The sequence below is a fragment of the Streptomyces sp. NPDC014991 genome (assembly GCF_043080665.1).
Lineage (GTDB): Bacteria > Actinomycetota > Actinomycetes > Streptomycetales > Streptomycetaceae > Streptomyces.
The window spans coordinates 86,872-112,239 of the sequence record NZ_JBIBVY010000019.1; the positions used below are offsets into that span (position 1 = coordinate 86,872).

Genomic DNA, 25,368 nt, shown 5'->3' on the forward strand with positions numbered 1-25,368 from the left:
CGGCGGCGACGGTGTGCTGCGCCCGGAGGCCCTGGCCGCCGTTCTCACCCTGGCCCGCGACCCGGACCCCGACGTACGCGACCGCACCTGCCACTGGTTGTCGGACTACCGGGGGTCCCGGGCCGGAGATCGGGGAGGTGCTGGTGGAACTCACCCACAACGAGCGGCAGCGCACACGCGCGTACGCGGTCGCGGCGCCGGCGTACCGCGATGACCCGCGCTGCGTGGAAGCCGAACAGCGCATCGGCCCTCTGGAGCCCGGCATGGACACCGACACCCTGTCCCTGCCGGCAGTCTGGCGCTACCAGCGGCGTCAGGAGGAACGCAAGGGCGACGGCTGTTCGAACCCGACCGGCCACCCGAGCGGAAAGAGAACAGCCAGTTAGTCGAAGGTGATGGTGTCGCTGAGGGCGATCGGGCCCTCGCCCGACTTGTTCCATGCCGAGATCATGACGACGTATTCACCCGGTGGCATCTTCGGGATGATGGTGATGTCCGAGGTTCCGGAGACGCTGAAGCTCCGGGTGATCGCCAGCGGCGCGGACTTGTCCCACATGTACACGGCGTAGGCGGTGATCCCGTCACTGTACTTCCCGGTGGGCGGATCCCAGGTCAAAACCCCGCCGTTGCTGCCGGCGGTGGCCTTTACGTTCCTGGGATACCCGGGTGTGGTCGGGCGGGCGGTGCCGCGGGTGGTGTCCGACCAGTCCGACAGGACGGTGTCCCCGGAGGCCGCGCGGACCCGTAGTTCGTAGGTGTGTCCCTCGTAGATCTGGCCGTAGTACTGGCGGCTCATGTCCCACCGGTTGGTCACGGGGTAGGCCCAGTTCCACTCCCCGTTCGGGTTCGCGGTGGTGTCGCGCCACTGCACCTGGTAGCCGTGCGCACCGAACACCTTGCCCCAGGTGAGGGTGACACCCTGCTGGGTGCCGTCGAAGGTGACGTCAGTCGGGGTGGCGAGGAACCGCGCGTCGACGTCAACAGGGTTTGGGGGCGGTCCGGTGCCGATGCGGAACTCGTCGTGCAGGGTCGATGCGAAGGCGCGCGCGATGCGGTACTCCCCGAGGTTGTTGGGGTGCAGTCCGTCGTAGGTGGTGTCGCAGGAGGTGGCGGAAGGGTCGCAGCCCATGGCCTTGTCGAGATCGGCGAGGGCCACCGGCGAGGCGTCGGTGCTCCACTCCTTCACCTTGTCGGCGAGCGCGGCGTTGTAGGCGCGGGTGCGCTCTCCGAGTTGCGGGTTGGCGCTGCCCAGGGTGGTGCGCTGGGGCACGTTGGCAAGGACCAGCCGTATGTCGGGATTGGCCTTGCGGGCGTTGTCGATGAACTCCTTCATCGTTCCGGTCAGGTCGGCGCCGGCGCCGGTCCACCCGATGTCGTTGAAGCCCAGTTCGACCAGCAGTGTGTCCGGGAGCTGCCGCTCGGCCTTCAGGTCTTCCATGACCGAGGTGATGGTGGGGACGTCCTGTTCCAGCCGGCGGCCCCACATCGCGTAGTGCTCGGCGCCGCTCTTGAGGAAGGCGGGACTGACGTCCCGCGCGTAGGCGCCGTCCGAGGTCGCGGGCTGGGGTTCCGACGGCGGCTTGCCGTCGTAGGGAGGAGGCGGCTGGGGTGCCTTGGGTTCGTCGGGAGCCACGGTTCCGTGCAGCGGCCCGACGAACTCGGCCTTCCAGTTCTGCGTGCGGGCCCACTGCCACAAGCGGTAGCGCCAGGTGTGGTCGCCCTCGAAGCCGTTACTGATCGAGTCACCGACCACCATCACCCGCTGGGGCGGGCCGCTCGTGTTCCCGTCCGAGGGATCTGTCCCGTGGACGCCGCTGCCGTCCACCACCATGTCGGCGGGGTTCATCACGACGGCGTCGGGATCGACGATGGTGCCGTCCTGCCACAGCTTGGTCAGCTCGGCCGCGTAGCCGTTGGTCATGGTTTTGTAGCCGTCCGCGTTGGGCACCCCGTCGGCGGACTCCCCGGTGTCCACCTGGCCGGCGTCGCGCCCGAAGTCGAGCGGGACCTGCCGGATCCGGTGCCCCCCTTGAAGCTGGGAGGCGATGACCGCGCTCGCCCTCGACATGTAGGAGTCGGTTCCGGTGTACATCTCCTCCCGGACGGCTGTTGTCCCGGACGGGACCGGGTCACCCACCAGCACGGTCGTGTTGGGCAGGACGATGTAGACCCGGTCGAGCAGCTTGCGCAGCTGGTCCGCCTCCTGGCCGGCCGTCGGCCCGTTCCTCTTCTCCAGGTCGTTGGCGACGTCCACCTGCAGCAGGACGACGTTGGGCTTGTACGTGCGCAGATCACCGTCCAGGTGCCGGCGCAGTTCGTCGACACCTGCGCCGGGGAATGCTTCTTCCTGGTTGTCGTCGTCCGCGACGTTCCCCCTGCTCAGGGCGCCGACATAGTCGAAGGTGGGAGTGTCCGCGTTCGCCGCCGCCACCGCCCTCGTCGAACCGGCAGCTACCGCGGCCTTCGCCGGACCGGCCGGCCGGGACCAGAACTGGGTGCACCCGTCCCTGTAGGACTGCACCACACACCGGTCCAGTGGGCCGCGCATGCCCGCGTAGTCGAAAGGATTCTGCGCCACGTTGTGGCCGTCGATCGCGTATCCACCGACCGGCATCGTGGCCAAATGCGTCCGGTCGGCGTCCTGTCGGCCGGTCTGGGGGACCAAGTGCACCGGATCATGATCGGAGCCGCCCTGGTTGGGCTGCACCCTCGCCTCGAAGCTGCCGCGACCGGTGCTCGTGACGGCGAAGTCGAGTTCCCGTTGCTCCCCGTCCGGGCTGCGGTGGGTGGGCCGGCCGCTGGCCAGGATGCGGGGCGTGCGGCCGTCCGGCGTCGTGATGACGTCCTGGTACATGCGGCCGACCAGGGTGTTGGGGCTGGTGTTGAAGTCCGCGCCCACCGTCCAGTTGCGACGCGGGTCATCGCCCTCGACGGCTTCCCCGATGCGGGCGAGCATGCCGATGGCGTCGCCGCCGCCGCCGCTGAGCGCGTGGAAGCTGAAGTACCAGTCATCGCCCAGTCGGATGCCGATGGCGGGCCGGCCGTAGGCTCCGCCGTGCGGGTTGGCCACTACCATGGCCGCGTCGACCGGGGTTCTCGACATCACGATGGTGTTCACCCGGCCGCCCGGCATCAGCGGGTCATGGGTTTGGAGGAAGACCATGTACCAGTCCGACGGCCGTTGGCTCGTGCGCCATCGGGCGTAGGTGACCAGTTGGTCGTTCTCGGTGCCCGGCGGATTGGGCAGCAGATCGGCGCCGTTGGGCACATCCGCGCCCGCCTCCTGGAGCATGACGACCTCGGACCGGGCACCGGTAAGGATGCGCGGAAGGTAATCCGTCCAAAGGCTCCTGCCCTGCGAGGTCGCTCCCTGCATGTTCCAGGTGAGGAAGGGAGTCTGATCGAGAGGCGCCGCATGGGCCCGGCCGACGGCCAGGACGGTGAACGGCGCCACCAGAAGCGCGACCAACAGGGCCTGGATCACGCAAAAGGCGACGGAGCGGACACGCGGTCTCTGAAGCCCCGGATCATCGGACAACTGTGCCGGTAACGCGGCACTCGCCCGGTATGCCGAACGCGGGAAGGTATATGAGGCCATCGGTGGGCGCGTCTCCACTCTGTCGTAGTCATGCCAGATGTGCGGTGCATTGGCCCGCAGCCCCGTAGAACGATCCCGTCGGCCAACCCTTTCACCGGATCAGTATGCGGCCGCCTCAGTGACGTAACGTCAGACGGTGGCCCCGGCCGACTGCCTGCATGGGACACCTTCGGGTTGTAGCGAGTGCAGCACCGGACTTCCTGGTGTCAGGCGCGTCCCGACACGTCAGCGTCTGGTGGCCTCATCAGATGGCCGACTGGACGGGAGCGGAGACGGCGGCAGTGAGGGCGACGGCGGGCAGAACAAACCGGCGCCGCCTGCTGCACCGCCCCGGGGCCAGTCGCCGACCTGCGCAGCGGCCTTGCGCTAAGGACTGTCCCGCAAAGATCTTGGCTCCGAGTATGGAGCAGCTCGAAGAGCCGGCGAGGTGCTCAGCCGGTGGTTCGTGAGGTGGCCAGGGAGTGGGCGAAGTCGGCGAGTGCGCGGAAGTCGTTCTCCCGTAGGCCGGTCCGGGGGTTGACGTGGTGCAGGAGCCCTTGGTGGCGGGCGGTCATGTACGTCTGATCCAGCTCGCTCTGCTCGTCGTCCACCCAGGCGAAAGGACGGCCGTTGGCGTAGTTCACCGACGGTCCGGTCTTCCAGTGGACTCCATCAGGGCGTTCTTGGAGCAGGGCGTCGCCGAAGTCGACGAAGGGTGGTCCACCGAGGCCGGCCGTGGAGCCTGCCGCCGGAGGACCGGGTGTTGCTGGTCACGGCCTATTGGCCTACCGATCTGACGTTGAGGCAGCTCGCTCCGCTGTTTGGCGTCTCGAAGTCCACGGCTGGCCGAGTCGTCAACCACCTCGGCCCCCTGCTCGCGCTCCGTCCCCACAAGCGATTCGCCAAGGACACCGTTCTCATCGTGGACGGCACCCTGATCCCCACCCGCGACCACACCATCGCCGGGCGATCGAAGGACTACCGGTATTCCACCAACCATCAGGTCGTCATCGACGCAGACACCCGCCTGGTCGTCGTGGTCGGCCGACCGCTCGCCGGGAACCGCAACGACTGCAAGGCATGGGAGGAGTCCGGTGCCAAGGCTGCCGTCGGCAAGACCTTCACGATCGCCGACGGCGGCTACCCGGGAACCGGACTCGTCATCCCGCACCGTCGCGACCGCGGCCAGACCGAACTCCCAGCCTGGAAAGAAGACCACAACAGGACCCACAAAAGGGTCCGAGCCCGTGTCGAGCACGTCTTCGCCTGCATAAAGACCTGGAAGATCCTCCGCGACTGCCGCCTCAAAAGCGATGGCGTCCACCACGCCATGCTCGGCATCGCCCGGATGCACAACCTCGCCCTCGCCGGATAGGTCGCAGGTGACACGATGGCCCGCTATGCCCGAGGCGGCTCCAAGATCTTTACGGGACACCCCTCAGGGCACGGTGAAGAGGACTTTGTCCTCGTCCGCGGCGGGGTCCGCCTGCTTGAGCCTGGCCCTGATGCTGGATCCGAGCTGGAGATCCAGGCCGTTGGTCGAGACGACCTTGGCCAGCACGGCGGGGTCGGCCAGGAACACTTTGCCCTCGCGCGGCCTGCCGCGCTCCGCGTCGGTGTCGATGACCGCGGCGTCGAACACCTCGCCCACGCGGTCCTTGAGCACCGCGGCCTCGGCCAGCTCCACGGTCTGCCGGTCCGCCAGGCCGCCCTTCCCCCGTGCCGTGTCGCACGGGAGGCAGGACAGGGCGTCGAGCACCCAGTTCGGCGGGGCCTTGTCCGCACACGCCATCACGCACAGCTCACCGGTGTACCGATCGACCAGGCGCCGCAGCGGAGCCGTGCAATGGGTGTACGGGGCCGCGATCGCTGCGTGCATCGTGTACGCCGGCTTCTGGTTGTCGCGGAAGACGGTGTACTCCGCCTTGAGCATCGTGCTCGTGGCCTCGATGAGGAAGGCCATGTGCTGCTGGTTCTGGGGATCGAGCTTGCGGACCAGCGTGGCGTACGAGATGCCGGGCCGCCAGACGATGCCCAAGGCCTTCGCGATGTCGTGCAGGCGCTTGATCACGTTCTGATCGGCCTGCTCCTTCTGGGTCCGCAGGATGCCGGTACCCGTGTCGAGCATGATCTGGGCGGCGGACATCCCGGTCATGAGGGAGATCTGCTCGTTCCAGCCCTCGACCGGCAGCGTCGCCACGTAGCGCAGCCGGAACGATCCGTCCTCGAGGGTGACCTCCTGGTCCGGCAGATTCACCGAGATGCCACCGCGCGCGATTTCGACGGCCTCCCGCAGCTCGCCGATCTCTCGCAGCAGGGCGAGGGACTCCTCCGCCGTGCCGTTCTCGATGGCCTGCTGGGCGCCGGCGTAGTCGAGCTGGGCCCGACTTCGAATCATGGCCCGGCTCACGGACGAGTCGGTCAGATTGCCATGGGCGTCGAGGTCGTGCTGCCACAACAGGGCGGGGCGGTCCTTGTTCGGCAGCAGGCTGGCCGCGTCCTCGGAGAGGGCGGGTGGGTGCAGGGGCACCTTGAGGTCGGGGAAGTACAGCGTTTCGATCCTGTCGTGCGCCTCGATGTCCAGAGGGCTGCCCGCCCTGACGAAGGTCGCCACGTCCGCGATGGCGTAGTACACGCGGTAGCCGCCACCGGGTCGCCGTTCCAGGTGCATGGCCTGGTCGAGGTCCTTCGAGGTCGGCGGATCGATCGTGAAGAACGGCAGGTGGGTGGCATCCTTGTCGGGCAAGCGCGCCTCACCCGCGGCCTTGTCGGCCGCTTTGAGTACGCGCTTGGGGAAGCTCAGGGGGACCTTCAGCTCCGCGCGGAGTTCCTCCAGCGCGGTGCGCAGAGCGTCCTGGGCCTCGGCAGACATGTGCATCGGGTGGCGTCGCATGCCCCGAGCGTAGGGCGGCGGTCACGAACCGGCACGGCGAGCGGGGCCGGGCGGCGGAGGGGACCGGGGCGACGGCGGCCGCGCGGGGAGGGGACATCGCCGGAGGGCGCGCGACGACAGCCACGGCACCTCGCCACGCTGTCGGATCGCCTGAATACGCCCGGTATGAGGACGACCCTCCGCCTTGCGATGCACCGCATCTGACGCCGCGCGCTGATCCACCGGGGATGATGGGACAGCCCTTAGGCGGCCCCATGTGAATGCTGCCCTACAGCAACGACATCGCCTGCTGCCATCCGACGACCACCACCAGGAGCAGCACCACATCCACGCCGCAGGCCCTCGCCTCACACCTGACAGGCTCACAGCACACCCTGCCCGCGCGGGAAGACAGGGTGTGTGACTCATAGCAGGAGCCGGGTTTCTGTGGGCGGCGGTCAGAGGACGGTGCCATGCAGGGCTCGGCGGTCCCCGGGCGTCGCGTAGCGAGGGACGGCGAGGCCGTGCTCGAAGGGCTCGCCGATCCGCTCGCACAGCAGCGCCAGGACGTCGGCACATTCGGGGTCAGGCCTCGATCGGTGCGGTCAGCCAATCCCGCGCCAGCGCGGCGGACCGGCCGGCCACCGGATTCGAGCAGGACGTGGCGGCCGCGCGTTCCATCCTCACAGGCCCTCGCGCTCGACCTGATCCGGGGCTCCCCGCTCAGTGAGCAGCCTTGCTGCCGTCCGTGTCCGGGGGCAGGCCGACGGTCGGCATGCCGAGGTCGGCCCTCGCCGGGACCGTACGGCAGGAAGCCGTCCGGCGCCGCCGCACCACCAGGGCTGCGAATCCGGCAGCGACGGCCAGCACCGCCAGGACGGGCACCCACAGAGCTCCGATCGCGGAAGTGACACCGATGCCACCGAGGACGGCCAGGAACGGGCCCGCGCAGCACACCGCGCAAGCGGCGAGCGCGGCAGCGCCGGCTCCGAGAGCACCCCAGGGCCGGGACGGACGGGAATCGGGGGACGAAGTGGTCATGCGGTCGCTCCGAAGAGGTCGGCCAGCAGCCCGGCGGCGGACTCGGGCGCCCGCACCTCCAGCTGGAGAGCGGTCGGGGTCAGGTGCAGGGTGAAGTCGAAGAACGCGCAGCAGCCCTGCTCCGCCGCGGCGAGGGCCGCGACCTCACCGGCGAGCTCGGCGCCGGTGGGGAAGGACAGGCGTACGCCGTCGTCGATCTCCTCGCGCTGCTCGGCCTTGCCGACCAGCTGCTGCCACTGCCCGGTGCGCTCACCCAGCTCGGCTCCGCCAAGCGTGCAGGCCACCGGTGTGTCCCGCCACGGCTCGCTGGCCTGCCCCTGACGGGTCGGCGACAGCGTGATCGGCACGGGCCCGGCCGCCGGTGTGCTGGTCATGGCGCATCCGCAGTCGGGACCGCACGCCCCTGCGGGCGCCGGGCCCGACAGCTCGGCATGGACACTGGCCAGGTGGGCGGAGAACGCGCGCAGCTCAGCGATCCGACCGTCCGTCTCCGAGATCCGGTCGACGACCAGCGCCAGCATCCGCGTCCGAACGGACGCGCACACCCCTTCCTCGCGAACCTCCAGCAGCTCCCGGATCTCCTCCAGGGCCAGGCCCAACAGCTTGGCCGAGGAGATGAACACCAGACGCTCCACCGCATCCTCGCCGTACACCCGATACCCGGACGGTGTCCGGTCAGCAGGCAGCAGCCCGGCGTCCTCGTAGAAGCGCAGCGTTGTCGCCGGTACGCCAGAGCGCTCGGCCAGCTGCGAGATGCGGTAGCTCGTCATGCCCCGACCGTAAACCTTCGACCCGACTTGAAGGTCAAGCCAGCTTCTTCGGCCACTTCGGCGAGCTGGTCACTGACCGCCTATGCACAAGGGTGCTGGTGGCTCAGGATCACGGCGTGCGTGTGGACGGCGCGCGGGACGTGGGGGATGAGCTTTGCCGGGTCGTCGCCGGGGTCGAGGCATTGGCGAAGTGTGGGTATTCGAGGGTTGCGTATTCGCCCGCCCGCAGGGGTGAGCAGCCCTGTAGCTCCGCCCGCTCACAGAGATGTCAGCTCTGTTCACCCGGCGTCTGGTGCCTACTGGTACGCCGATCCTGCTGGATGAAGCGATGCGCCCACCGTCGAATCGCCCATCACGGTCACCGACGTCGCCGGCACGCTCCCGCCGAGTTGTCCGTCACCGTCGACGCCCGTTCGGGTCGCTGGTGCCACGGCGCCCATCGGAGCCCTTCGCACCCCCGGCACTGTCGGGACCGCTCGGTCCGGCGGAGAAGGCGAAGAAAGTGGGGCTGCCCGCCGCAAGACCACGGAGGCGGTCCAGCTCGCGCCGGTCCCGCTTGGTGGGGCGTCCGGTCCCCCGGTCACGCAGGCCGGCGGGGGCGACGGCGTCCCGGGCCGGAGGCGGTGGGGACTTGTCGATGTAGCACTGGGCGGCCACGGTCGCTCCGACCCGCTTGCTGATCAGGTGCTTGACGATCACGACGAGTTCCCGGTCCCCATGTCGCAGCCGTACCTTGTCACCCACGCGCAGGCAGCGGGCGGGCTTCACCCGCTTTCCGTTCACGTGAACGTGCCCGCCCCGGCAGGCGGCGGCGCCGAGGGACCGGGTCTTGATGAGGCGGACGGCCCAGATCCAGCTGTCGACGCGGACGGCCTCGCCGTCGGCGGACCCGGCGGCGACGGCAGCAACGATTTGGGGATCCAACGGCTGTGCCGCGCAGGCTGAGCCAGTGCCGGCCGGCTCGCCGGCTCGCCCTTCGCCCGTTCCGCGGCCTACCTTCTCGTCCCCAACTCCGGAAGCCATGACCCAACCCTAACGCGCCGGGGCCGCCCGGATGCCAGGTCCGCTCCTGCCATCCGTAGTGGGGATCAGCGGACTCGTCAACTGGTGCCAGGCCCTGCTGGAGCGGTCCACACACCCGTCCCCCAACGCCCTGCCGGTGGGGCACGGCTGGACCGTGTCGCGGGTGTGACGCTGCTCGGTGACGCCGCCCACCTGATGTCCCCCTTCGCCGGGGAGGGCGCCAACCTCGCCATGTTCGACAGCGCCGAACTCGCCCTGGCCATCGCCGCACATCCCGGCGACACCGAAGCCGCTCTGGCCGCGTACGAGGAGGCCCTCTTCCCGCGCAGCGAGGCGTCCGCCGCCGAGTCCGCCGCCAACCTGGACACAATGGTCGGCGAGCGGGGCCTGGAGCAGATGGTCGCGTCCTTCACCTCCGGCCCGGCAGCCCCGTGAGGCCCGCCCCGGCGGCCACCACCAAACCCACCCGCCTCAGCCAATCCGGGAGGAATCCAGGACGATGTCCCCTGGGCGCTTCATCCCGCTACGGCCCGGCCTGGACCTCGGAGTGCGCGAGGCCGGCACGGGCGGCGCCGGACCTTCCGCGTCGAGGCGATGCCCGCCGAGATCCGCCGGGTCGCCGCCCGACCGGTAGCCGCAAGATCAGCGGCCGCTCGTTCGCCCGCTGGGCGCTCCGCGGCTGGCAGCCAGGGGGTATGCGACGGGACCGGTCCGCTGGGGACCGGTCCCGGCCGGTACAGACCCGGCGTCAGCGGGTCTGCGGAGTCCGTGCGTTGCTTCGGTTTGCGGCCAATGGCGTGTCTAGGCCCGAGCGTCGGGATGCCTCGCCCGTACCGGCGCGATCGATCTTTCCCCGCCAACGTTGTCAGCAGTATTGGTCTATACCTTGACCGGAACACACCAAGTCGTCGAACATGGCTCCCACACCCCCCGCCCAGGCGCCCGGAAGGCATGACCGCCCACTGGGACGGCGTACGCAAGGCACTGCCTCGCCCCCGGTGCAGCCTGGCCCGGCAAAGGAGTTGCTCAATGTCGAAGCGCCGCCTGTCCGCACTCATGGCCGCGATCGTGATCGGAGCCACCGCTCCGGCGCTGCTGCCGGCCACCGGCGCCTCTGCCGCGTCCTGCTCCAGCTACCCGAGCTGGACGGCTGGCAAGGCCTACGTCACCGGGGACATCGTCCGCTACACCGACGGCAAGACGTACATCGCCGAACACGACAACCCGGGTTACGACCCCACCATCAGCACCTGGTACTGGGACCCGTACGCCTGCGACAGTGGCCCGACCAACCCCTCCGGCAGCTTCGTCGTGAGCGAGGCGCAGTTCAACCAGATGTTCCCCAACCGGAACTCCTTCTACACCTACAGCGGTCTCAAGGCCGCGCTCAGCGCCTACCCGGGCTTCGCGAACACCGGCAGCGACACCGTCAAGAAGCAGGAGGCCGCGGCCTTCCTCGCCAACGTCAGTCACGAGACCGGCGGCCTGGTCTACGTGGTGGAGCAGAACACCGCCAACTACCCGCACTACTGCGACTGGAGCCAGCCGTACGGCTGCCCGGCCGGTCAGTCCGCATACTACGGGCGCGGGCCCATCCAGCTCAGCTGGAACTTCAACTACAAGGCCGCGGGCGACGCGCTCGGCATCGACCTGCTCCACAACCCGAACCTGGTGCAGACCGACGCTTCGGTCGCCTGGAAGACGGGGCTCTGGTACTGGAACACCCAGACGGGACCGGGCTCGATGACTCCGCACAACGCGATGGTCAACGGTGCCGGATTCGGCCAGACCATCCGCAGCATCAACGGCTCCCTGGAGTGCGACGGCAAGAACCCCGCGCAGGTGCAGAGCCGCGTGGACGCCTATCAGCGGTTCGTGCAGATCCTGGGCACCTCCGCGGGCGCCAACCTCTACTGCTGACGCGCGGCACGCGCCCCGGGCGGGCCACCGAGCCCGCCCGGGGCGCGTGCCGGTCCGCGACGATGCCGGACCGGCCGGTGTGGCAGTGGCTGTACAACCTGCGCCGCCCTGGTGCGCTGGAGAGCCACCCCGAGTGGAAGACGGCGCTGGAGGCCGTGGACGAGGACTGGCACCCGAAATGGCTTGCGGAGTGGCAGCGGCACTCTGCCGCGCTGCGTGAGCTGGTGGCCGACGAAGAGGGCCAGGCGAAGGTCCTGCCCGGGTTCACGGTCCACGGCATGGACCTCGGGAAGTGGCTGGCCCGGCAGCGGCGGGCGGCGGCCGGCGCGTTCTTCAACCAGATGCCTACCGCCGCGCCCTGGCCCTGCACACCGCCCTGGTGAAGGCATCGGCCGAGGAGGGTTGCCGCCGCACGCTGGGTCTTCCACCACATGGTGTGAATGAGGCCGAAGCGGTCGCGGCCGGCCTCCCCGACGTCGCCGCGCAGCTGCACGCCAGCGACCCTGAGCTGTACCCGGCCACGATCTGGGCGGACTGGCTGTGCGGCGACCACAAGACGCTCCACCGCCGACGGCCCCTTGGGGAGTTCGCCGCCGGGATCGCCACGGACGGCAATGCCGAGATCGAGCGACGGCGTGCTGAGGGGCTACCGGTGGAGTCGTCGGCCGGGGCGCTGTCGGACGAGCGGCGTGAGCAGCTGGAGGAGATCGGCGCGTCCTGGTGCCCGAGTCGGCCGGTGACGTGGCAACGGTGCTTCCACCTGGCACGGATGCACCTGGACTCCGGCGAAGCGCTGCCCACCGCGACGGGCGAGGTCCTGCGCCAGGGCGAGAATCTGGGGCGGTGGGTGCAGTCAGTGCGGCTCGGGTGGGATCAACTCACGACCGTGCAGCAGTGGATGTGCGAGCAGGTCCTCGGGATCGAGCCCGCGACCGAGGACGAGAAGCCGCCCCCGCGCCGCACGCAGGCCGACAAGTGGGCGATGAACTACGAGGCCGCCAAGCAGTTCTACGAGCGCGAGGGCCACCTTCAGGTCCCGAGGAAGCACGTCGAGCGGATCGTCGGCGAGGACCAGGAGGAGCGGGAGCACAAGCTGGGTGCCTGGATCGGGAATCAGCGGAGCAGGGCCGCGACGCTGACGCCCGAGCGGATGGAGCAGCTGTCCGCGATCGGGATGCGGTGTCGTGACGGCCTTCGTCTTCACCGCGGTCATCACGCTCGCGGCCGGCTATCTGCTCGGGCGGCTGCGCCCGTGGCAGCGGGCGGGTGACTGGGCGGCCGATCAGGTCCACTTCACCGGGACGTGGGTACGGGGCGGCTCCGGCCGCCAGGCCGTCGTCGTCCTGGTCCACGTCGTCACCGCGCCGCGCACCAGCTTGCGCATCATGCGCGCCCCGAATACCGAGACGCGGGCGCCGGCGCCCGTACGCGATCCGGACTGGATCGCCCACCGCTCCCGGGGAGGGCACAAGTAGACGGTAGGTCTCCGCCTCCCTTACTGGCGTTCGCCTGAGTCCTCTCACTGTCCCGCTCGCTCAGCCGAACTCACTACGGGGCAGTACCGATGACCACCCGCCAGGCACCCAGGGCAACACCCGCGCCGGTCGCCGCTACGCTGAACACACCACCCTGGGCTCGGGCACAGCGGACACCAGTGGTGGTGTCGTCCGCGTGGGGGGTGGTGTGCGCCTCGCGCTCGGTGGTTCTGCTGCTCTCTGCCTGAGAGCGTCCCTGCGGGGCTTCTCTGTTCCTCCGCCTCATAGGAGACTCCCGATGGCTCGGGACCCTCACCCGCACTCCCCCGTACCCGCCCGACCCGAACCGCCCGGCCCGCCCAGCACACGGCTGCCGTCGGAGGCCCCGCTGCTGTCGGTGCACGCCACCGTGGTGTTTCTGGCGGCCGTCATCATCGGCCTCGTCATGGGCGGCATCATGTTCCTCCACGACAAGTCCGTGCCCGCGGCGGCCGTCGCGACGGGCCTGGTGGCGGCTGGAGGCAGCGTTCCCGTGCTGCACAAGCTGATCGGCTGACCGGCGGCGGGCGCCGGGTGCACCGGCTGCGCCCAGCCCCCCCGCCTCTCTCGAACGTCAGGCGGCGTGGAACTCGTGAGCGTGGCCACCGCGGCACTCCACCGACTGCGGGTCGTCCAAGATGGCCTCGGGTTCGGCAACGCCGGCGCCCTCGAGGAACACGACCAGGTCGTGGTCGCTGTAGGCGGTGCCGAGGATTTCGTCCCGGCCGCTGCTGTGCACGGTGACTCTACCGGCCGCCCGAGAGCGAGGGCTGCACGACGATCGGCGCGCTGGTCACGCCTTCCAGCGTGCCCCGGGCCGGTCCGCTGGGCCAGTCGGCCCCGGGGCGTCAGGGAGTGTCGCCTGACCAGTCCCAGCGGGTTCCGCTCACCGGGGCGCGGGTCGTACGGGGCCCGACCGGGACTACGCCGAACTGCCCGGGCTCGGTCATCAGCGCGACACCGGTCTGGATCTCGTCGGCTGCCCAGCCGGTGATGTCGAGCAGCAGTCCGCCGGCGCGGCCGACCAGTTCGGCGTAGTCCCGGTCGGGCAGCGGGCCCGGGTGGTCGTGGTCGGTGCCAGGGCCGCAGGAGGGTCCTGCGTCGCCCACCGCTGGGTCGCCTGCCGAGGTCGGCGGACGACGTAGCCCGCGAGGCGGCGCATTCCAACCGCGCCGGAGAGCACCGCCGTTGGAACCGTGGTGAGCCGTCATGCCGTGTTCTTGCGCGGCGCCCCGCAAGGCGGCGATAGCCTCACACCGGCTCCGCGCCAAGCCAATCGCCGCGCTCGTCGAGGATGAGGACACGGCCGTGGGCGTCGGACGCCGCCAAGAGGGCAGCCAGCACGAGGGGGACCAAGAACCTCTCCCGCGCGGTCTTGGCGAGGCATCGTACGGCAGGAGCCGTCAGGACACCCTGATCGAGTGGAACCGGGGTCGACGGTGCCCTGCCGGAGCATCCGCGCCCGGCATCGCGCGGCCTGGAAGATCGGCGTTAGCCCGGCGACTGACCGGGACCCCCGCTAGCCGGAGCTCCGGCCGGTGCGCCGTGGTGCGCGGGAGGACAGCGGGCCGGCCGCGGTGCGCCGGCCGGGGGCGATCTGCTGGGCGAAGGCCTGCAGGGCCACATCGCTGTTCGCCGGCAGGACGGCCATGAGCCCCCGGTCCTGGGCCTCGGCGATCGTGGGGGCGGCGGCACTTCCCTCCGGGACGAAGGCCAGGCGGACGTGCCCGTCACCGGAGCCGCGGCGGTCCACCGGAGCGACGGCGCCGTGGGTGCCGTCGGGCAGGGTCACCCAGAGCTGGAAGTCGTCGTACCGGACGAAGTCCGCCCCCTTCACAGGCCAGGGATAGTGGTGTTCACCGGCCACGCTCGGAAGAATGCCCTGGTGGTTGGCGTGGCTCAGGGGCACGCACGCATTGAACAGGGAGTCGGTCCACGCCTCGACGCCGTCGGCGTCCTTGATCGGCGTACGCAACAGGTCTTCGGCGCGCTTGTAGCCGAATTCCGCCAGCGCGGGCAGCGTGAGCGGGAAGGCGTCGACCAGTTCGGCGGCGTCCTGCCGGAGCCGGTCCACCTTCTCGGGGTCCGCGCAGAACTGCATGCTCCACTCGATGCCGACCCGGGCGCGGTACATGCACCACCCGCGGGATCCCTTGACCCACAGACTGCCGCCGTGGTGCATCTCCCAGCGCTCGGAATTCTTCACCCCCTTGTCGTCCACGGGCCTCGGTCCGTATGGCAGGTCGGCATCGTCCATGGCGTGGAGGATCTTGTGGGCTGTCTCTTTGGCGGCCCGGAAATGTGACGATTCAAAGCGTTTCGGGTGCTCGACGAGGCGGATCTTCCACGGATGGTTCTCCGATTCGATGCCGCCCGGCCGAGGTTCGGGGTGGCCCATGGCTGACCTCCTTGGCTCGGCCTCACGGGCCGGCCGCCGGCTCGCGGGGCGGAATCCCTGTGCTTCCATCGTGCTCCGCGAACCGGCCGGTCGCGACCTGGGCGGCGATGGCTGTGCACAAGCCGCTGACGTGTACGGCTCTTTGACGTTGACCGACCTTGTACGGCGGGCGGTCATGGAAGGCCGGCCCGATCGGCGCGGCAGTCCGGTTGCGGGGCATTCCGGGCGGAGTAGCCTGGAGTTGATCGGTCCTGTCCTGCCTGGTTCTGGAGGTGGGCGATGTTTCTCCGGATTGCTGCGGCGTCGTAAGCCGCACCGGCTGGTCCTTCTCGGCAACGGCCGTCTGATCCGGGGCTTCAGCGGCGGACTCTACGACGGCCACGGTTACCTGTCCTGACACCTTGCGCAGTGGAATACCTGAGAGGATGTGCGGTGGCAGAGGACGCCGACGCCATGGCAGCCATGGCAAGGATCCTGTCACCGCACTGCCATGTCACCGGGATGTCCGACGGAGCACTGATCGCGGACTGGAAACGGACGCGTTTTCTCGGGATGACAGCGGCGGACCTCCAAAAGTTCACCGGGGGGAGCCCGGAGGAACGCGCCGAGCTCGTCACCGCTCTCCTGCGGGCCGGGTGCGCGACGGACCGCCGGAAGAGGCACGCGGACGCCGCCGTCGGGCTTTGGTTGCGAGGAGTGCACCTGCTGATCCGGAGCGTGGGATTCGGACGTGCTGTTCGGCTGCTGTCCCTGGTTGCCCCGGAATACGCCCGCGCGGACCTCCCCTTGGCGGTGGAGGTCGGACGGCTGAAGCGAGCGGTGCGGTCGCACAGCCGCAGCAGCTGGCTGGTCAACGGCGACTGCAAGTCCGAGGCGGTGACGGCCTTCGTCCTGCTGCGGCGGTGCGGCCGCCAGGCCGTACTCCACGTCGGTGTGCGCGAGCACCCTTTCGCCCTGCGCGCCTGGACGTCCTCGGGCGGACTGTGCATCCCCGACGCCGATCCGCGAGGGCACGCCTTCACCCCCGTGCTGTCGATCGGCCGCGGGGGACCGTGACATGGAGAAACTTCGCCTTGACTGGGCCGACGGCGCCCCGAGGCTCCGCACCACCGCCGCCCTGGCACGTCAAGGACTCGTGACGACGGTCTCCTCACCGGCCGGCACCGCGGCCGTCGTCGGCTGGGTCGGCTCGACCCGCGACCGGGTGGCGGGTGCCCACGGCCTGCTCGACGCCTTCGGCCGTCCGGGAACCGCCCCGCAGATCTCGACGTGAGCACCTCCGCCCGCAGCCTGGGCAGTGCCACACAGCTCCACACCCGCTACTTCTGCCGGTACCTCAGGGGCAACCTGGCACAACCCCACACGGACCGCACCCCGTTCGCCGGGGTGCACCGTGTCCTCGGCGGCGAGGTGGTGGAGCTCTCCCGCACCGGACAACTGCGCGGTCGTACGCCGCGACGCGCCCGTCCCGCCACCGACCCGCTTACGTCCACGGCCGAGGAATCCCGCCTCGATGAGGCCGCGCGGCAGTTGCGCCTGGCGCTGGAGAACGCCGTCGGACGCCGTATGGGCACGACGACGGCCTGCCATGTCTCAGGCGGCACCGACTCCACCGGCGTCGCGCTGCTCGCCGCACGTCTCCTCGCCGCGGGACACGGCGGCCCCGAGGAGCTGATCCTGCTCGCCGGGCGCTTCTCCCGCGGAGAGCCGGCCGCGGAGCAGCCGTACCTCGACCTCGCGCTGGAGGAGATCCGCCGGCAGACCCCCGCGGCCCGCCCGGTGATCGTCGACGCCGACGACGTGGCCGACTTCGACGACTTCCCGCACCACGCGGGAGACTCGGACGAGCCCCACGCGCACGCCTTCCGCGCCCCGCTCTGGAGCCGGCTCCACGCCGCGGCGGCGGAACGGGGCTGTGACACCCTCTTGACCGGCTGCGAGGCCGATCCGATCGCGGACGCCAACCCCTTCCACCTGCACCGGCTCGCACGCACGGGCCGGTTCCGGCAGATGACCCGGCAGGCACGCGCCTGGGCCGCGGGAAGCGAGCGGGGCCTGCGGGACGTCGTCCACGCCTACCGCACTGTCGGGGCTCACCCCCGACCCGGAGCGGTTCAAGCAGCATCTGGCGACGCGTGTGCCGCTGGGCCGGCTCGGGCGGCCGGAGGAGATCGCCGCCGCCGTGATCTTCCTCGCCTGCGGGCAGAGCAGCTTCATCACCGGTTCGAGCCTGTACGTCGACGGCGGCCTGAACCAGATCTGAAAGGCGGGAGGCACAGTGATCAGTAGTGGCTGATCGGCGGACATCCTCCTCAGCGATGCCCGGCACGGCGAGGCCGTGGAGGGCGTCGTGTCTCCTTCGCATGTGGTCGCGGTCCCGGTCCGGAACTGCCCCACGGAAGGGTCGTCTTCATGTCCGACAGCGATCTGCGCGCGTTCTACCTGCGCTATATCGAGGCGCTCAACGCCCACAAGTTCGATGCGATGGACGACTTCATCGACGACCGGACCACCCTGAACGGTGAGCCGGCCACCCGGGAAGACCTCATCGCGGTTCAGAAGGCTGACGTGGACGCGGTTCCGAGCCTCCGCTGGGAACTCGAGGAACTGCTGTCCGACGGTGACCGTCTGGCCGCGCGTCTGGTCAACGCGGGTACTCCGGTGAAGGAATGGCTCGGTGTTGCTCCCACCGGCGCCTCGTTCACGATCGTCGAGTACGCCATCTCTCAGGTCCGCAACGGACGGTTCGTGCATATGACCGCCCTGCACGACGCCGGTGAACTCCTCCGGCAGCTGACCGGCTGACCCCCGCAATCAGCACCCGTACCCCGAAGAACAGTCCGGACATCACCCACGGCCCACTCGGGCCGGACAACCCGCGAGGGCACGCATGACCATCACATTGATCACTGGGGCCAATAAGGGCATCGGCTTCGAGACAGCCAGACAGCTCTCGGCGTGGGGCCACGTCGTCTACATCGGCGCTCGTGACGTCGAGCGAGGTGAGAAGGCCGCGGCGGCACTCGGCGCCCGATTCGTGCAGCTCGACGTGACCGACGACGCATCGGTGAGAGCCGCGCTGGCGGCGATCGACTCGGCCGAGGGCCGCCTCGACGTCCTGGTGAACAACGCGGGCGTCCTGGGCGACGGAGCGACCGACGGTCCCACGGCTCTGCGGGCCTTCGACACCAACGCGGTGGGAGTCGTGCGCGTGACGGAGGCAGCACTTCCCCTGCTGCGTAAGTCCTCGAACCCCATCGTGGTCACCGTCTCGAGCAGTGCCGGGTCCTTCTGGGCGGTGACCAATCCGGACCGGCCGGAGTTCGACTTGCCGTTGGCCCGGCCGTACCGGCACCGCAGGGCCGCCCTGGAGCGCCTCTGCGCCGAGCACCGGCTCACCGCACCGTGGGCGCTGTGCCCGTCGACCACCGATCCGGCCACCGTGCGCCAGTGACTGACCAGCTGGACAGCGGCGGGTCTCGAAGGCGTGGTCCGCCAGGAGCTGGAGAGCGCCTGGAGCCGTCCGTGCGCGGCCGGCGCAAGCACGGGGTCCGCGAGACCGAGGACGCCGTTGTCGGCACGGTCACCGGTCCCGGGCGGCTTCCACAACGCGGTAGGCGCGCGGCGAGGTCGAAAACGGCGTCCACCCGGACCCGCTGGGCGACCGCGCTGATGTCCCTGCCCCCACCCGGCTACGAAGCATCACCACTCGCGTACTGGCAGCGGTAGCCGGCGCTCGGCGGTAACCAGGTGCTGGGGTCCTGGTCGGGCTTGGCGCGCTCCGAGGCAGCCGAGACGACGATCGGCGCGCGGCCGTCACCGAGGGCGTCGGCGTGGGCCCCGCGTTCCTTCGCCGTCCAGGCCCGCGCCGCAGTCCCCGGCCTCGGCGAGCGAGACCAGGATGCAACTCGGCGATCAGTTCGTATCAGCGGGACCGATGGCCAAGGAGTTCGATCAGCCCCACCGGCAGGAACGCGGGCCGGTGGGGCCGACCGACCTGGTACGGCACGAAGCCCAGCGAGGACGCGACCATGACCTCTTCGGCCGTTTCCGCCTCGTAGACGACGCGGCACCGACCCGACTCGGCCCTTGCGCGCTGCCAGAGGATCGGAGCCGGCTTACGCTCGGTCTCGGCGCGCGGTGTGAGGACGCGATTCCCGAAATCCTCCCAGGCGAAAGGGACCGGACCCCGCCACGTCGCGTCGACCTCCTCCTTCAGTTTGGCGGCCCGCTCGGCGTCGGTCGTACCCCACGAAGACGGAACATTGGTGATCAGTCCGACTCTGATGTGACGTTCACGCAGCGAGCGCAGATACGAAGCCGCGCCACGCTGATAGGAAGTGCTGCCGTCCTCTGCGGTGTGCAACAGGGTTTCGCCCAGGTCGAAATACACAACCGGACAACCGTTTTCATGGCCCCCACGGACAGCGGCAGCCCTCGCCCCGCCCCCAGGCGCAGCCCCACTCGCCGTAGCGCCGAACACGACCGACACCACGGCCACACCCAACACAAAGCTCTTACGGACCAAACTCCTGGAAGCAGACCTGTCCATGCGTCATTGCCCTTCCGCGCCGGGGACCTAGTACGGTATCCGGCCCGCGCGTCAGCGGTGGGACGAACGCATCATCCGCCGAGATGCCGTCCATGTGAGTGCTCAGGTCCGACCAGCAGCCGATGGTCCCCGCTCCGGTCACAGTCGCCATCGCCAATCCAGCATGCGCAGTCGCTGATCATCCGGGTCGCGATCATGTCGACGCCGCCATGGCCGGCGACATCACCGCGTACGCCGTCCGGGCGCGCCATCCCGTTGCGGATCTGCCGACCGTAGGGTCCGGGGCCTGCCGGCATACACGCGAATGTGCTCGACCGTGTACGGGTGAATGTGCTCAACGGATGGACCGGGCGTTGCGATCCATCCGCCGTGGACCGCGTGCCGCCTGGTAGCAGCATCACCGCAGCGTGATCTCCTCGCCGATTGACTGCTCGCGGGCGGAGGCGATGACCAGGGCCGTGGCCGCGGCGTCCTGCGCTGCCACGCCGACCGACTTGTAGAGGGTGATCTGGTCCGGTGTGGTGCGCCCCGGTTTGCTGCCGGCAATGAGTTCACCCAGTTCGGCGTGTACGTGTTCGGCTGTGATGAGGCCGTCGCGGATCGGCATGAGCAGGTCGTTGCTGCCCGCAGGAAGCGGGGCAAGCACGGCCTGGCGCGATTCGACGCACACCAGTGCCTCGGCGACCGTGGAGTCGTCGATCTCGCGGCCGGCGGGGTTGTATCCCACGGACGTGATGTGCACCCCGGGTGTCAGCCAGGAACGGCGGATCACGGGTTCGACGGCGTGCGTCGTCGCGGCGGCGATGTCCGCGCCGTCGAGCGCCTCGGCGTAGCTGGACACGGCCTGGACTTCGCGCTCCAGTACGGCGGAGAGTTCCGCGGCCAGGCCAGCGGCTTTCGCCGGATTGCGTCCCGCGACGCGGATCTGCCGGATCGGGCGGACCCGGCAGATCGCGTGGGCGTGGGACCGGGCCTGCACGCCGGTGCCCAGCACTGCCAGCACGGTCGCGTCCTCGCGGGCCAGCAGTCGCGCTGACAACGCGGAGCAGGCGCCGGTCCGGGCTGCGGTGATGGCCGTACCGTCCAGCAGCGCGGCGGGCTCGCCCGTGTCCGGATCGAACGCCACGATCAGCGCCTGATGTGTAGGCAAGCGTGCCCCGTCGTTGTGCGGGAAGAGTGACACCAGCTTGGTCATGAGCACCCCGGCCGACGGCAGGAAGCCCGGCATGGCCGCCAGGAATCCATCTCGTTCGGGCACCAGGGCGGCGACGCGGTCGGGTACCGAGGCGCGGCCCGCACTGAGGTCTGCCATCGCCGGCGCCATGGCATCGATCAGCGAGTCCACGTCGAGCAGGGCCTCGACCTGCGAGCGGCCCAGAACAAGCATGCTTCTCCATCTCCTGATGCCGGTTGTCCGGCCAGCGACCGTACAGCCAAAGCGTCGATCGCAGGGCCCCATTGCCCCGGCTATGACACGCCGTCCTGGGGCCGGGCAGGGCCACCTTTCGGCACCCGGATGCGGGCCGGCACCGTTTCGAAGGCGGGCGCGTCACCGGCCTGGCCTGCTGTGGCGGTCAGGGCCAGAGGCCGTGCACGGTCGTCCGTGGCCAGGTGGATCTTGGTGCTCAACCCGCCGCTGGAGCGTCCGAGCGTGTGATCGGCCGGCTCGTTGCGGCCTGCGGCTCCAGTTACGAGTGCTCCGGCGTGGTGGTGGGCCCGGACCAAGGTTATGTCGACCGACACGATCCGGCCGATGTGGTCGGGCGGGGTGCGCCGGGACGACGAGGCGGTGCGGGTGGGCAGAGCTCGGCCGGGCGTCGGCGACGCGGGCCGCAGGCCGCGCCGCGAAGGGATGGGCGGGATGACGTGCACCATTGGCTTCGTGCCGAGGCTGTCATGCAAGATCGCGCCGGAGACGCCCAGTGACAGAGGCAGCCCGTCCGGTTCGTGATCTGGTGGATTCTCGATCCGCTCTGCCACGCTCGGTCGGATTCGGTCCGGTCGATGGCCCCCTTTCGCCGCCAGTTCGTCGAGGATGACCCGGTGCAGTCCGGCTCGGCTCACTCCCAGTTGTGCGGTGAGAAGCGGGGTGTCCGGCTCGCTGGGGACCATCGTCTTCGCATCGCTCCACTACTTCGGCAGCCTCTGCATCAAGGCGTACTGCGAGACTATGTTCTTCCTGCTCCTGATCGGTGGTTGGGTCTCGTTCCTGGCGTTCGGCTGGCTGGCACTCCGAGCGGGAACACGGTGGTGCCCGGCAGCCGGCCCGTACCATCGTGAACGAAGGAACTCAGGTGGACTCGTCATCCGATCCGGAAGCCTTCTCGGTACGTTTCTCTTTGGCCTCGGACTCAGCCTTGAGCTCGTGCATCCGACGGTGAACAGCCTCCCGCAGACTCTCGGCGTGAGGCCCGGTCGACGCAGGAGCACCGGTCGAAGCACCGCCAGTGGCGAGCTTGTCGACTACTTCCTGAAGCTCGTCGATACGATCCCTGTCAGATTTCTCGTCACTCACCATGAGGGGTCCTCCGTCCCGACCGGAGCATTGTCCTACTCGCCCTCTTCCCAGGTGCCCTCGATGACGGGCTGGGACTGCAGTTCCTCGATGCGGCTGCTCCAGCGATCAGCCCGGGCGGCGGTGGTTTCCTTCACCGACGCGGTCAGCGTGCGGGCGACGGCGAAGCGGTCCGACTGTGGGCCGCTGGCGGCGATGCGCGAGATCGTCTGGGTGCGGGAGTCGATGGCCGAGCGAAGGCTGCCGGCGCGGGCGGTCAGGCGCCCCAGGTCACGGAACTGGGGTTGGGGGGTGTCGAACCAGACCTGCTGGAACCAGTGGTCGCTGACCGGGTCGTGCCAGCTGATGTAGCCGCCGGGGAGGATTTTGCGGGGGCCGTCCAGCTTGCCGGTGAAGCTGTAGCGCACTCCGGGTGCGGCGACCGGGTCGTAGAAGTGCGGGGTGAAGAAGTCCGAGACCAGCATGCCGTTGACGGTGTAGCCGTTTTCCGGGGCCTCTGACGGGTCGGCGACCTCGACTAGGAATTCCACCACCCCCTGGTCAGGGTTGGGCGACTGTCCCGCGACGAGCCGGTTGCCACTGGGGTCGCCGAGCATCTCGAGCAGTTCGTGGCTGGCGGTCAGTGACCAGCTGTCGCTGTACTCGATCAAGGAGAAGGGCTGCCCGTTGTGGTCGAGGTGGACGCCGGCGGCTCCGGGCTGCTGGATGTCGTCCTTGACGATCATGGGCCAGTAGCCGGGGGGCACATCGCGGAGGGTGTCGAAGGCGTCGACGGTGGCGTGGACGTTCCAGATGGGCTCGAAATCCCGCAGCGCCTGTTTCTGCAGGGCGGCGGCCACCCGGGTGAGCTGGGACGGAGTGATGTGCCCGGTCTGGGATACCAGGGCCAGGTTGTGGATGAGCATGTCGGGCTCCTGTTCTGGGAGATGGATGCCCGGTGCCGCGCGCCGGGCGGAAACGGACGAATCGTCAGGTCAAAGGCTGCGACAGGCGTGTGCCGTAACCGGCGGGCAGGTTGTTTTCATCGGCTAGGACGGACAGGACGGTGGTGTCGACGGGGGCGGTCAGGCCGTCCAGGGCGACGGGGGCCAGAGGCGCCGCAGCGGCGGTGAGACCTACTTCGGGTCCGGCCGGGTGGGTACGGCCGGCGGCGAACAGGGGCGGACGGGGCGCAGTTCGCCGCCGGTGGGTGCGAGCTCATTCAGGGAGCTGCCAGCGCACACTCCCGTGCGTGCCGCCGGTCACGGGGACGGCTGATGGGCCCGCGCGGCCACGGAGGGTAGATCGCTCGGCGCTGTGGGCAGCCGCTTGCTCGACTCGGCCAACGACAGTCCCGCTACGATCGGGTCGGCGTTCGGGTCGCGGAGAGGCACGCCGCGCTCGACCGGCGCCCCAGGTGGCATCTTTTCCACCACGGTGTGCGGGAAGAGGGCCGTGAGGAGCTCGCGGTTGCCGTAGCGGGCCACGCCGTCGATGACGACCAGCCGGATGTCGGTGTCCGCTGCCTGGACCAGGACCGTGCAGGGGTCGTCGGCATTGCCGGCGGTGACGATCGGGTCGGCCCTGCAGCCCGGGTGGCAGCGAGCCCACCGCCAGCTCCCAGCGCAGGATTCGGGACGCATCCCGGATGGCCATGGCCACCAGGTCGCGGTCGCTCAGGTCGGCTTCGTCAGCATCGGCGGCCGGGCGGGCGGCCTTGAGCTCGCCCAGCAGCCCCTTGCTGACGGAGATGGACCAGTCCGAGCCCAGCCCGATGAGCATCCCGGCCGGGCGGGCGACGGCGATGTCGGCGCTCTCCCCGTACAGCAGCAGGTTCGACACCGGCGGCCACACCATCGACTCGCCGTGGCCCGCCAGGGTGCGGAAGTCTTCGCCGGTCAGCGCGGTGCAGTGAATGCCGGCCGGGTTCTCGTTGATCGCCCACCGTTCATCGCTGGGCTTGAGGGCCAGGAAGTGCTTGGGCGCCGCCTGGCCGGTGCCTTCCGCCAGGTGCAGCAGGAGCCGGTGCGGCTGCTTGAGGCGGGCCGCGATACGGCCCGCGTCGACGTACAGGATGCCGTCGTCGATACCGGTGGTGCGGCCGTCCGGGGTGACCAGGCGGCCCCGAAGGGCGATACGCGTCGTCGGCTCGTCTTCTGCACGCGGCATGCGGCGTCCCCTTCGCCCGACCTCTTCCGAGGCTCGTCGACCGGTGAACGCCACCTAACAAGCAGCAAATCGTGAAGTCACCCACCGGCTACCATGCGTCACCAATGATCGCTCGCATGGCGTAGGAGCCGTGAATGCGTCCATTCGACCCTGGCTACACCCAAGACCCCTACGCCGCCCTGGTCGGCGACTACCCGGGCTCGGACATCGACCCGGCCAAGAACTTCCGTGTCGAATGGCCGATCTTCCACCGCGGCCGACTCGATGGCAGTGCCCGCGTCCTCGTCGTGGGCCAGGATTCCGCCGCTCACGAGGCGATCACGCGCCGCATCCTGGTCGGCACCGCCGGCCGCCGCTTCCAGCGTTTCTGAAATGACATCTGTGGAGCGTGGATGGACAACTGCGTGTTCGCTGCCGCGTGCCCGTGTGCGCCCCGTATGGACGAGTTCTCGATCCGGCCGGAGGTGCCGGTGCAGGGATGCTGGACCCCGACCGTGCAAGTGCCGTTCTTCACGTCGCCGGCCTCGCCTACGACCGCGGCGCATCGTCACTCACCGCATCGGCGTACCAGGATGCCCTGCACAGCAGCCGGATGCCCGGATAGCGGTCGTGGAAGGCGCGCAGCACGTCCGGCAGCAGTCCCGTGCACAGGCTCGGGGTCGCCCCCTCAGGCACAGTTGCACCAGCTCCTGCACTTCGTACCGGGCGGTGTCCGCGTCGGCGAGGATGCGCCGGGCCCTGGGCAGCAGCTCCGTTTTTGTCAGGGCAGTATCGATGCTTCGAGCAAGGGCCCCGGTCGTGCTGGGGGACATGCGATCGTGCGCGGCCTTGGCGGCGGTTCAGGCGGTGGAAGTGATCGCTCGGGTGACGGCCGTGATCGCCGGGGCTGGGTGGCCGGAGAGGCGCGCCACGAGCACGAGATCACCGGCGCCCCCGTGGTGAGGGGCGGCGTCAGGTACGGGTGCCGGACGGACCGCGCGACCGACCGCTGCGTGTACGCGCTGGTCACGGAGAGGGGGGCCGGCACGGGCCCGCACG

The 25,368-nt window shown here is 69.7% G+C and carries 25 protein-coding genes and 6 pseudogenes; 15 read left to right on the forward strand and 16 right to left on the reverse strand.

Annotated features, from left to right (window positions below):
- Positions 1 to 143: 143 nt before the first annotated feature.
- Complete coding sequence (locus ACF1BE_RS26490) at positions 144 to 386, forward strand: hypothetical protein (RefSeq protein ID WP_392201516.1); 243 nt, start codon at positions 144 to 146, stop codon at positions 384 to 386.
- Here ACF1BE_RS26490 and ACF1BE_RS26495 read toward each other — a convergent pair.
- Both ACF1BE_RS26495 and ACF1BE_RS26500 read right to left on the reverse strand, forming a co-directional pair.
- Positions 383 to 3,469, reverse strand: a complete 3,087-nt coding sequence (locus tag ACF1BE_RS26495) for a GDSL-type esterase/lipase family protein (RefSeq protein ID WP_392201517.1) — start codon at positions 3,467 to 3,469, stop codon at positions 383 to 385. The two genes, ACF1BE_RS26490 and ACF1BE_RS26495, sit on opposite strands and share 4 nt — an antisense overlap.
- Before the next feature lie 560 nt (positions 3,470 to 4,029).
- A pseudogene (locus tag ACF1BE_RS26500) lies at positions 4,030 to 4,308 on the reverse strand (hypothetical protein); the annotation flags it as partial.
- On the opposite strand from ACF1BE_RS26500, the pseudogene ACF1BE_RS26505 reads away from it, so the two are divergent.
- Positions 4,296 to 4,952, forward strand: a pseudogene (locus ACF1BE_RS26505) (transposase); the annotation flags it as partial. The pseudogenes ACF1BE_RS26500 and ACF1BE_RS26505 overlap by 13 nt on opposite strands.
- A 63-nt stretch (positions 4,953 to 5,015) precedes the next feature.
- Here the strand turns inward: ACF1BE_RS26505 and ACF1BE_RS26510 are convergent.
- The 4 genes from ACF1BE_RS26510 to ACF1BE_RS26525 all read right to left on the reverse strand — a co-directional run bounded on the left by ACF1BE_RS26510 (position 5,016) and on the right by ACF1BE_RS26525 (position 9,184).
- The gene (locus ACF1BE_RS26510; RefSeq protein ID WP_392201518.1) at positions 5,016 to 6,470 is read right to left on the reverse strand and encodes an RNB domain-containing ribonuclease; all 1,455 of its coding nucleotides are present in this window, start codon (positions 6,468 to 6,470) and stop codon (positions 5,016 to 5,018) included.
- Between the two features lie 702 nt (positions 6,471 to 7,172).
- Entirely contained in the window at positions 7,173 to 7,490 is a 318-nt protein-coding gene (locus ACF1BE_RS26515; protein WP_392201519.1) for a hypothetical protein, read from the reverse strand.
- Positions 7,487 to 8,260 carry a heavy metal-responsive transcriptional regulator gene (locus ACF1BE_RS26520; protein ID WP_392201520.1) on the reverse strand — a complete coding sequence of 258 codons (774 nt, stop codon included), beginning with the start codon at positions 8,258 to 8,260 and terminating at the stop codon, positions 7,487 to 7,489. Before ACF1BE_RS26520 ends, ACF1BE_RS26515 begins: the two co-directional genes overlap by 4 nt.
- A gap of 396 nt (positions 8,261 to 8,656) precedes the next feature.
- Complete coding sequence (locus ACF1BE_RS26525; RefSeq protein ID WP_392201521.1) at positions 8,657 to 9,184, reverse strand: RNA-binding S4 domain-containing protein; 528 nt, start codon at positions 9,182 to 9,184, stop codon at positions 8,657 to 8,659.
- Between the two features lie 223 nt (positions 9,185 to 9,407).
- Here ACF1BE_RS26525 and ACF1BE_RS26530 point away from each other — a divergent pair.
- From ACF1BE_RS26530 to ACF1BE_RS26555, 6 genes and pseudogenes are all read left to right on the forward strand, one after another.
- Positions 9,408 to 9,718: pseudogene (locus ACF1BE_RS26530) on the forward strand (FAD-dependent oxidoreductase); the annotation flags it as partial.
- 594 nt (positions 9,719 to 10,312) lie between these two features.
- Positions 10,313 to 11,203, forward strand: a complete 891-nt coding sequence (locus ACF1BE_RS26535) for a glycoside hydrolase family 19 protein (protein WP_392201522.1) — start codon at positions 10,313 to 10,315, stop codon at positions 11,201 to 11,203.
- A 62-nt stretch (positions 11,204 to 11,265) separates the two neighbouring features.
- Positions 11,266 to 11,586 (forward strand): Helicase associated domain protein, encoded by a 321-nt coding sequence (locus ACF1BE_RS26540; protein WP_392201523.1) that lies wholly within the window; start codon positions 11,266 to 11,268, stop codon positions 11,584 to 11,586.
- Positions 11,587 to 11,639: 53 nt separating this feature from the next.
- Entirely contained in the window at positions 11,640 to 12,473 is an 834-nt protein-coding gene (locus ACF1BE_RS26545; RefSeq protein ID WP_392201524.1) for a helicase associated domain-containing protein, read from the forward strand.
- Positions 12,388 to 12,678, forward strand: coding sequence for a hypothetical protein (locus ACF1BE_RS26550; protein WP_392201525.1), 291 nt, complete (start codon positions 12,388 to 12,390; stop codon positions 12,676 to 12,678). Before ACF1BE_RS26545 ends, ACF1BE_RS26550 begins: the two co-directional genes overlap by 86 nt.
- Before the next feature lie 298 nt (positions 12,679 to 12,976).
- Positions 12,977 to 13,234 carry a hypothetical protein gene (locus tag ACF1BE_RS26555; protein WP_392201526.1) on the forward strand — a complete coding sequence of 86 codons (258 nt, stop codon included), beginning with the start codon at positions 12,977 to 12,979 and terminating at the stop codon, positions 13,232 to 13,234.
- A 57-nt stretch (positions 13,235 to 13,291) separates the two neighbouring features.
- Here ACF1BE_RS26555 and ACF1BE_RS26560 read toward each other — a convergent pair whose 3' ends face one another.
- The 3 genes from ACF1BE_RS26560 to ACF1BE_RS26570 form a co-directional block, all read right to left on the reverse strand.
- Complete coding sequence (locus ACF1BE_RS26560) at positions 13,292 to 13,456, reverse strand: hypothetical protein (protein ID WP_392201527.1); 165 nt, start codon at positions 13,454 to 13,456, stop codon at positions 13,292 to 13,294.
- A gap of 109 nt (positions 13,457 to 13,565) precedes the next feature.
- The gene (locus tag ACF1BE_RS26565; RefSeq protein ID WP_392201528.1) at positions 13,566 to 13,826 is read right to left on the reverse strand and encodes a hypothetical protein; all 261 of its coding nucleotides are present in this window, start codon (positions 13,824 to 13,826) and stop codon (positions 13,566 to 13,568) included.
- 410 nt (positions 13,827 to 14,236) lie between these two features.
- Positions 14,237 to 15,292: a DUF6424 family protein gene (locus ACF1BE_RS26570; protein ID WP_392201529.1), complete on the reverse strand. Its 1,056-nt coding sequence runs from the start codon at positions 15,290 to 15,292 to the stop codon at positions 14,237 to 14,239.
- 540 nt (positions 15,293 to 15,832) lie between these two features.
- Between ACF1BE_RS26570 and ACF1BE_RS26575 the strand changes: the two genes are divergently transcribed.
- The 6 genes and pseudogenes from ACF1BE_RS26575 to ACF1BE_RS26600 all read left to right on the forward strand — a co-directional run bounded on the left by ACF1BE_RS26575 (position 15,833) and on the right by ACF1BE_RS26600 (position 18,569).
- Positions 15,833 to 16,171, forward strand: coding sequence for a lasso peptide biosynthesis B2 protein (locus tag ACF1BE_RS26575; RefSeq protein WP_392201530.1), 339 nt, complete (start codon positions 15,833 to 15,835; stop codon positions 16,169 to 16,171).
- A gap of 1 nt (position 16,172) precedes the next feature.
- Entirely contained in the window at positions 16,173 to 16,388 is a 216-nt protein-coding gene (locus ACF1BE_RS26580) for a hypothetical protein (RefSeq protein WP_392201531.1), read from the forward strand.
- A gap of 293 nt (positions 16,389 to 16,681) precedes the next feature.
- Positions 16,682 to 17,143 (forward strand): annotated as a pseudogene (locus ACF1BE_RS26585) (asparagine synthase-related protein); the annotation flags it as partial.
- A 109-nt stretch (positions 17,144 to 17,252) separates the two neighbouring features.
- A complete protein-coding gene (locus ACF1BE_RS26590) occupies positions 17,253 to 17,378 on the forward strand; it encodes an SDR family oxidoreductase (protein ID WP_392201579.1) in 126 nt (41 codons plus the stop codon).
- 149 nt (positions 17,379 to 17,527) lie between these two features.
- Positions 17,528 to 17,920 carry an ester cyclase gene (locus tag ACF1BE_RS26595; protein ID WP_392201532.1) on the forward strand — a complete coding sequence of 131 codons (393 nt, stop codon included), beginning with the start codon at positions 17,528 to 17,530 and terminating at the stop codon, positions 17,918 to 17,920.
- 85 nt (positions 17,921 to 18,005) lie between these two features.
- Positions 18,006 to 18,569: an SDR family NAD(P)-dependent oxidoreductase gene (locus ACF1BE_RS26600; protein WP_392201533.1), complete on the forward strand. Its 564-nt coding sequence runs from the start codon at positions 18,006 to 18,008 to the stop codon at positions 18,567 to 18,569.
- Positions 18,570 to 19,040: 471 nt separating this feature from the next.
- Here ACF1BE_RS26600 and ACF1BE_RS26605 read toward each other — a convergent pair whose 3' ends face one another.
- The 6 genes and pseudogenes from ACF1BE_RS26605 to ACF1BE_RS26630 form a co-directional block, all read right to left on the reverse strand.
- The gene (locus ACF1BE_RS26605; protein WP_392201534.1) at positions 19,041 to 19,508 is read right to left on the reverse strand and encodes a hypothetical protein; all 468 of its coding nucleotides are present in this window, start codon (positions 19,506 to 19,508) and stop codon (positions 19,041 to 19,043) included.
- 556 nt (positions 19,509 to 20,064) lie between these two features.
- Positions 20,065 to 21,054 (reverse strand): ornithine cyclodeaminase family protein, encoded by a 990-nt coding sequence (locus ACF1BE_RS26610; protein ID WP_392201535.1) that lies wholly within the window; start codon positions 21,052 to 21,054, stop codon positions 20,065 to 20,067.
- A gap of 107 nt (positions 21,055 to 21,161) precedes the next feature.
- Positions 21,162 to 21,320: pseudogene (locus ACF1BE_RS26615) on the reverse strand (IS5/IS1182 family transposase); the annotation flags it as partial.
- A 637-nt stretch (positions 21,321 to 21,957) separates the two neighbouring features.
- A complete protein-coding gene (locus ACF1BE_RS26620) occupies positions 21,958 to 22,185 on the reverse strand; it encodes a hypothetical protein (RefSeq protein WP_392201536.1) in 228 nt (75 codons plus the stop codon).
- Between the two features lie 32 nt (positions 22,186 to 22,217).
- Positions 22,218 to 23,087: a hypothetical protein gene (locus tag ACF1BE_RS26625; RefSeq protein WP_392201537.1), complete on the reverse strand. Its 870-nt coding sequence runs from the start codon at positions 23,085 to 23,087 to the stop codon at positions 22,218 to 22,220.
- A 292-nt stretch (positions 23,088 to 23,379) separates the two neighbouring features.
- The gene (locus tag ACF1BE_RS26630; RefSeq protein ID WP_392201538.1) at positions 23,380 to 24,330 is read right to left on the reverse strand and encodes a hypothetical protein; all 951 of its coding nucleotides are present in this window, start codon (positions 24,328 to 24,330) and stop codon (positions 23,380 to 23,382) included.
- Between the two features lie 134 nt (positions 24,331 to 24,464).
- On the opposite strand from ACF1BE_RS26630, the gene ACF1BE_RS26635 reads away from it, so the two are divergent.
- A complete protein-coding gene (locus ACF1BE_RS26635; protein WP_392201539.1) occupies positions 24,465 to 24,701 on the forward strand; it encodes a hypothetical protein in 237 nt (78 codons plus the stop codon).
- A 175-nt stretch (positions 24,702 to 24,876) separates the two neighbouring features.
- On the opposite strand, the pseudogene ACF1BE_RS26640 reads toward ACF1BE_RS26635, so the two are convergent.
- A pseudogene (locus tag ACF1BE_RS26640) lies at positions 24,877 to 25,079 on the reverse strand (LysR substrate-binding domain-containing protein); the annotation flags it as partial.
- Between the last annotated feature and the right edge of the window lie 289 nt (positions 25,080 to 25,368).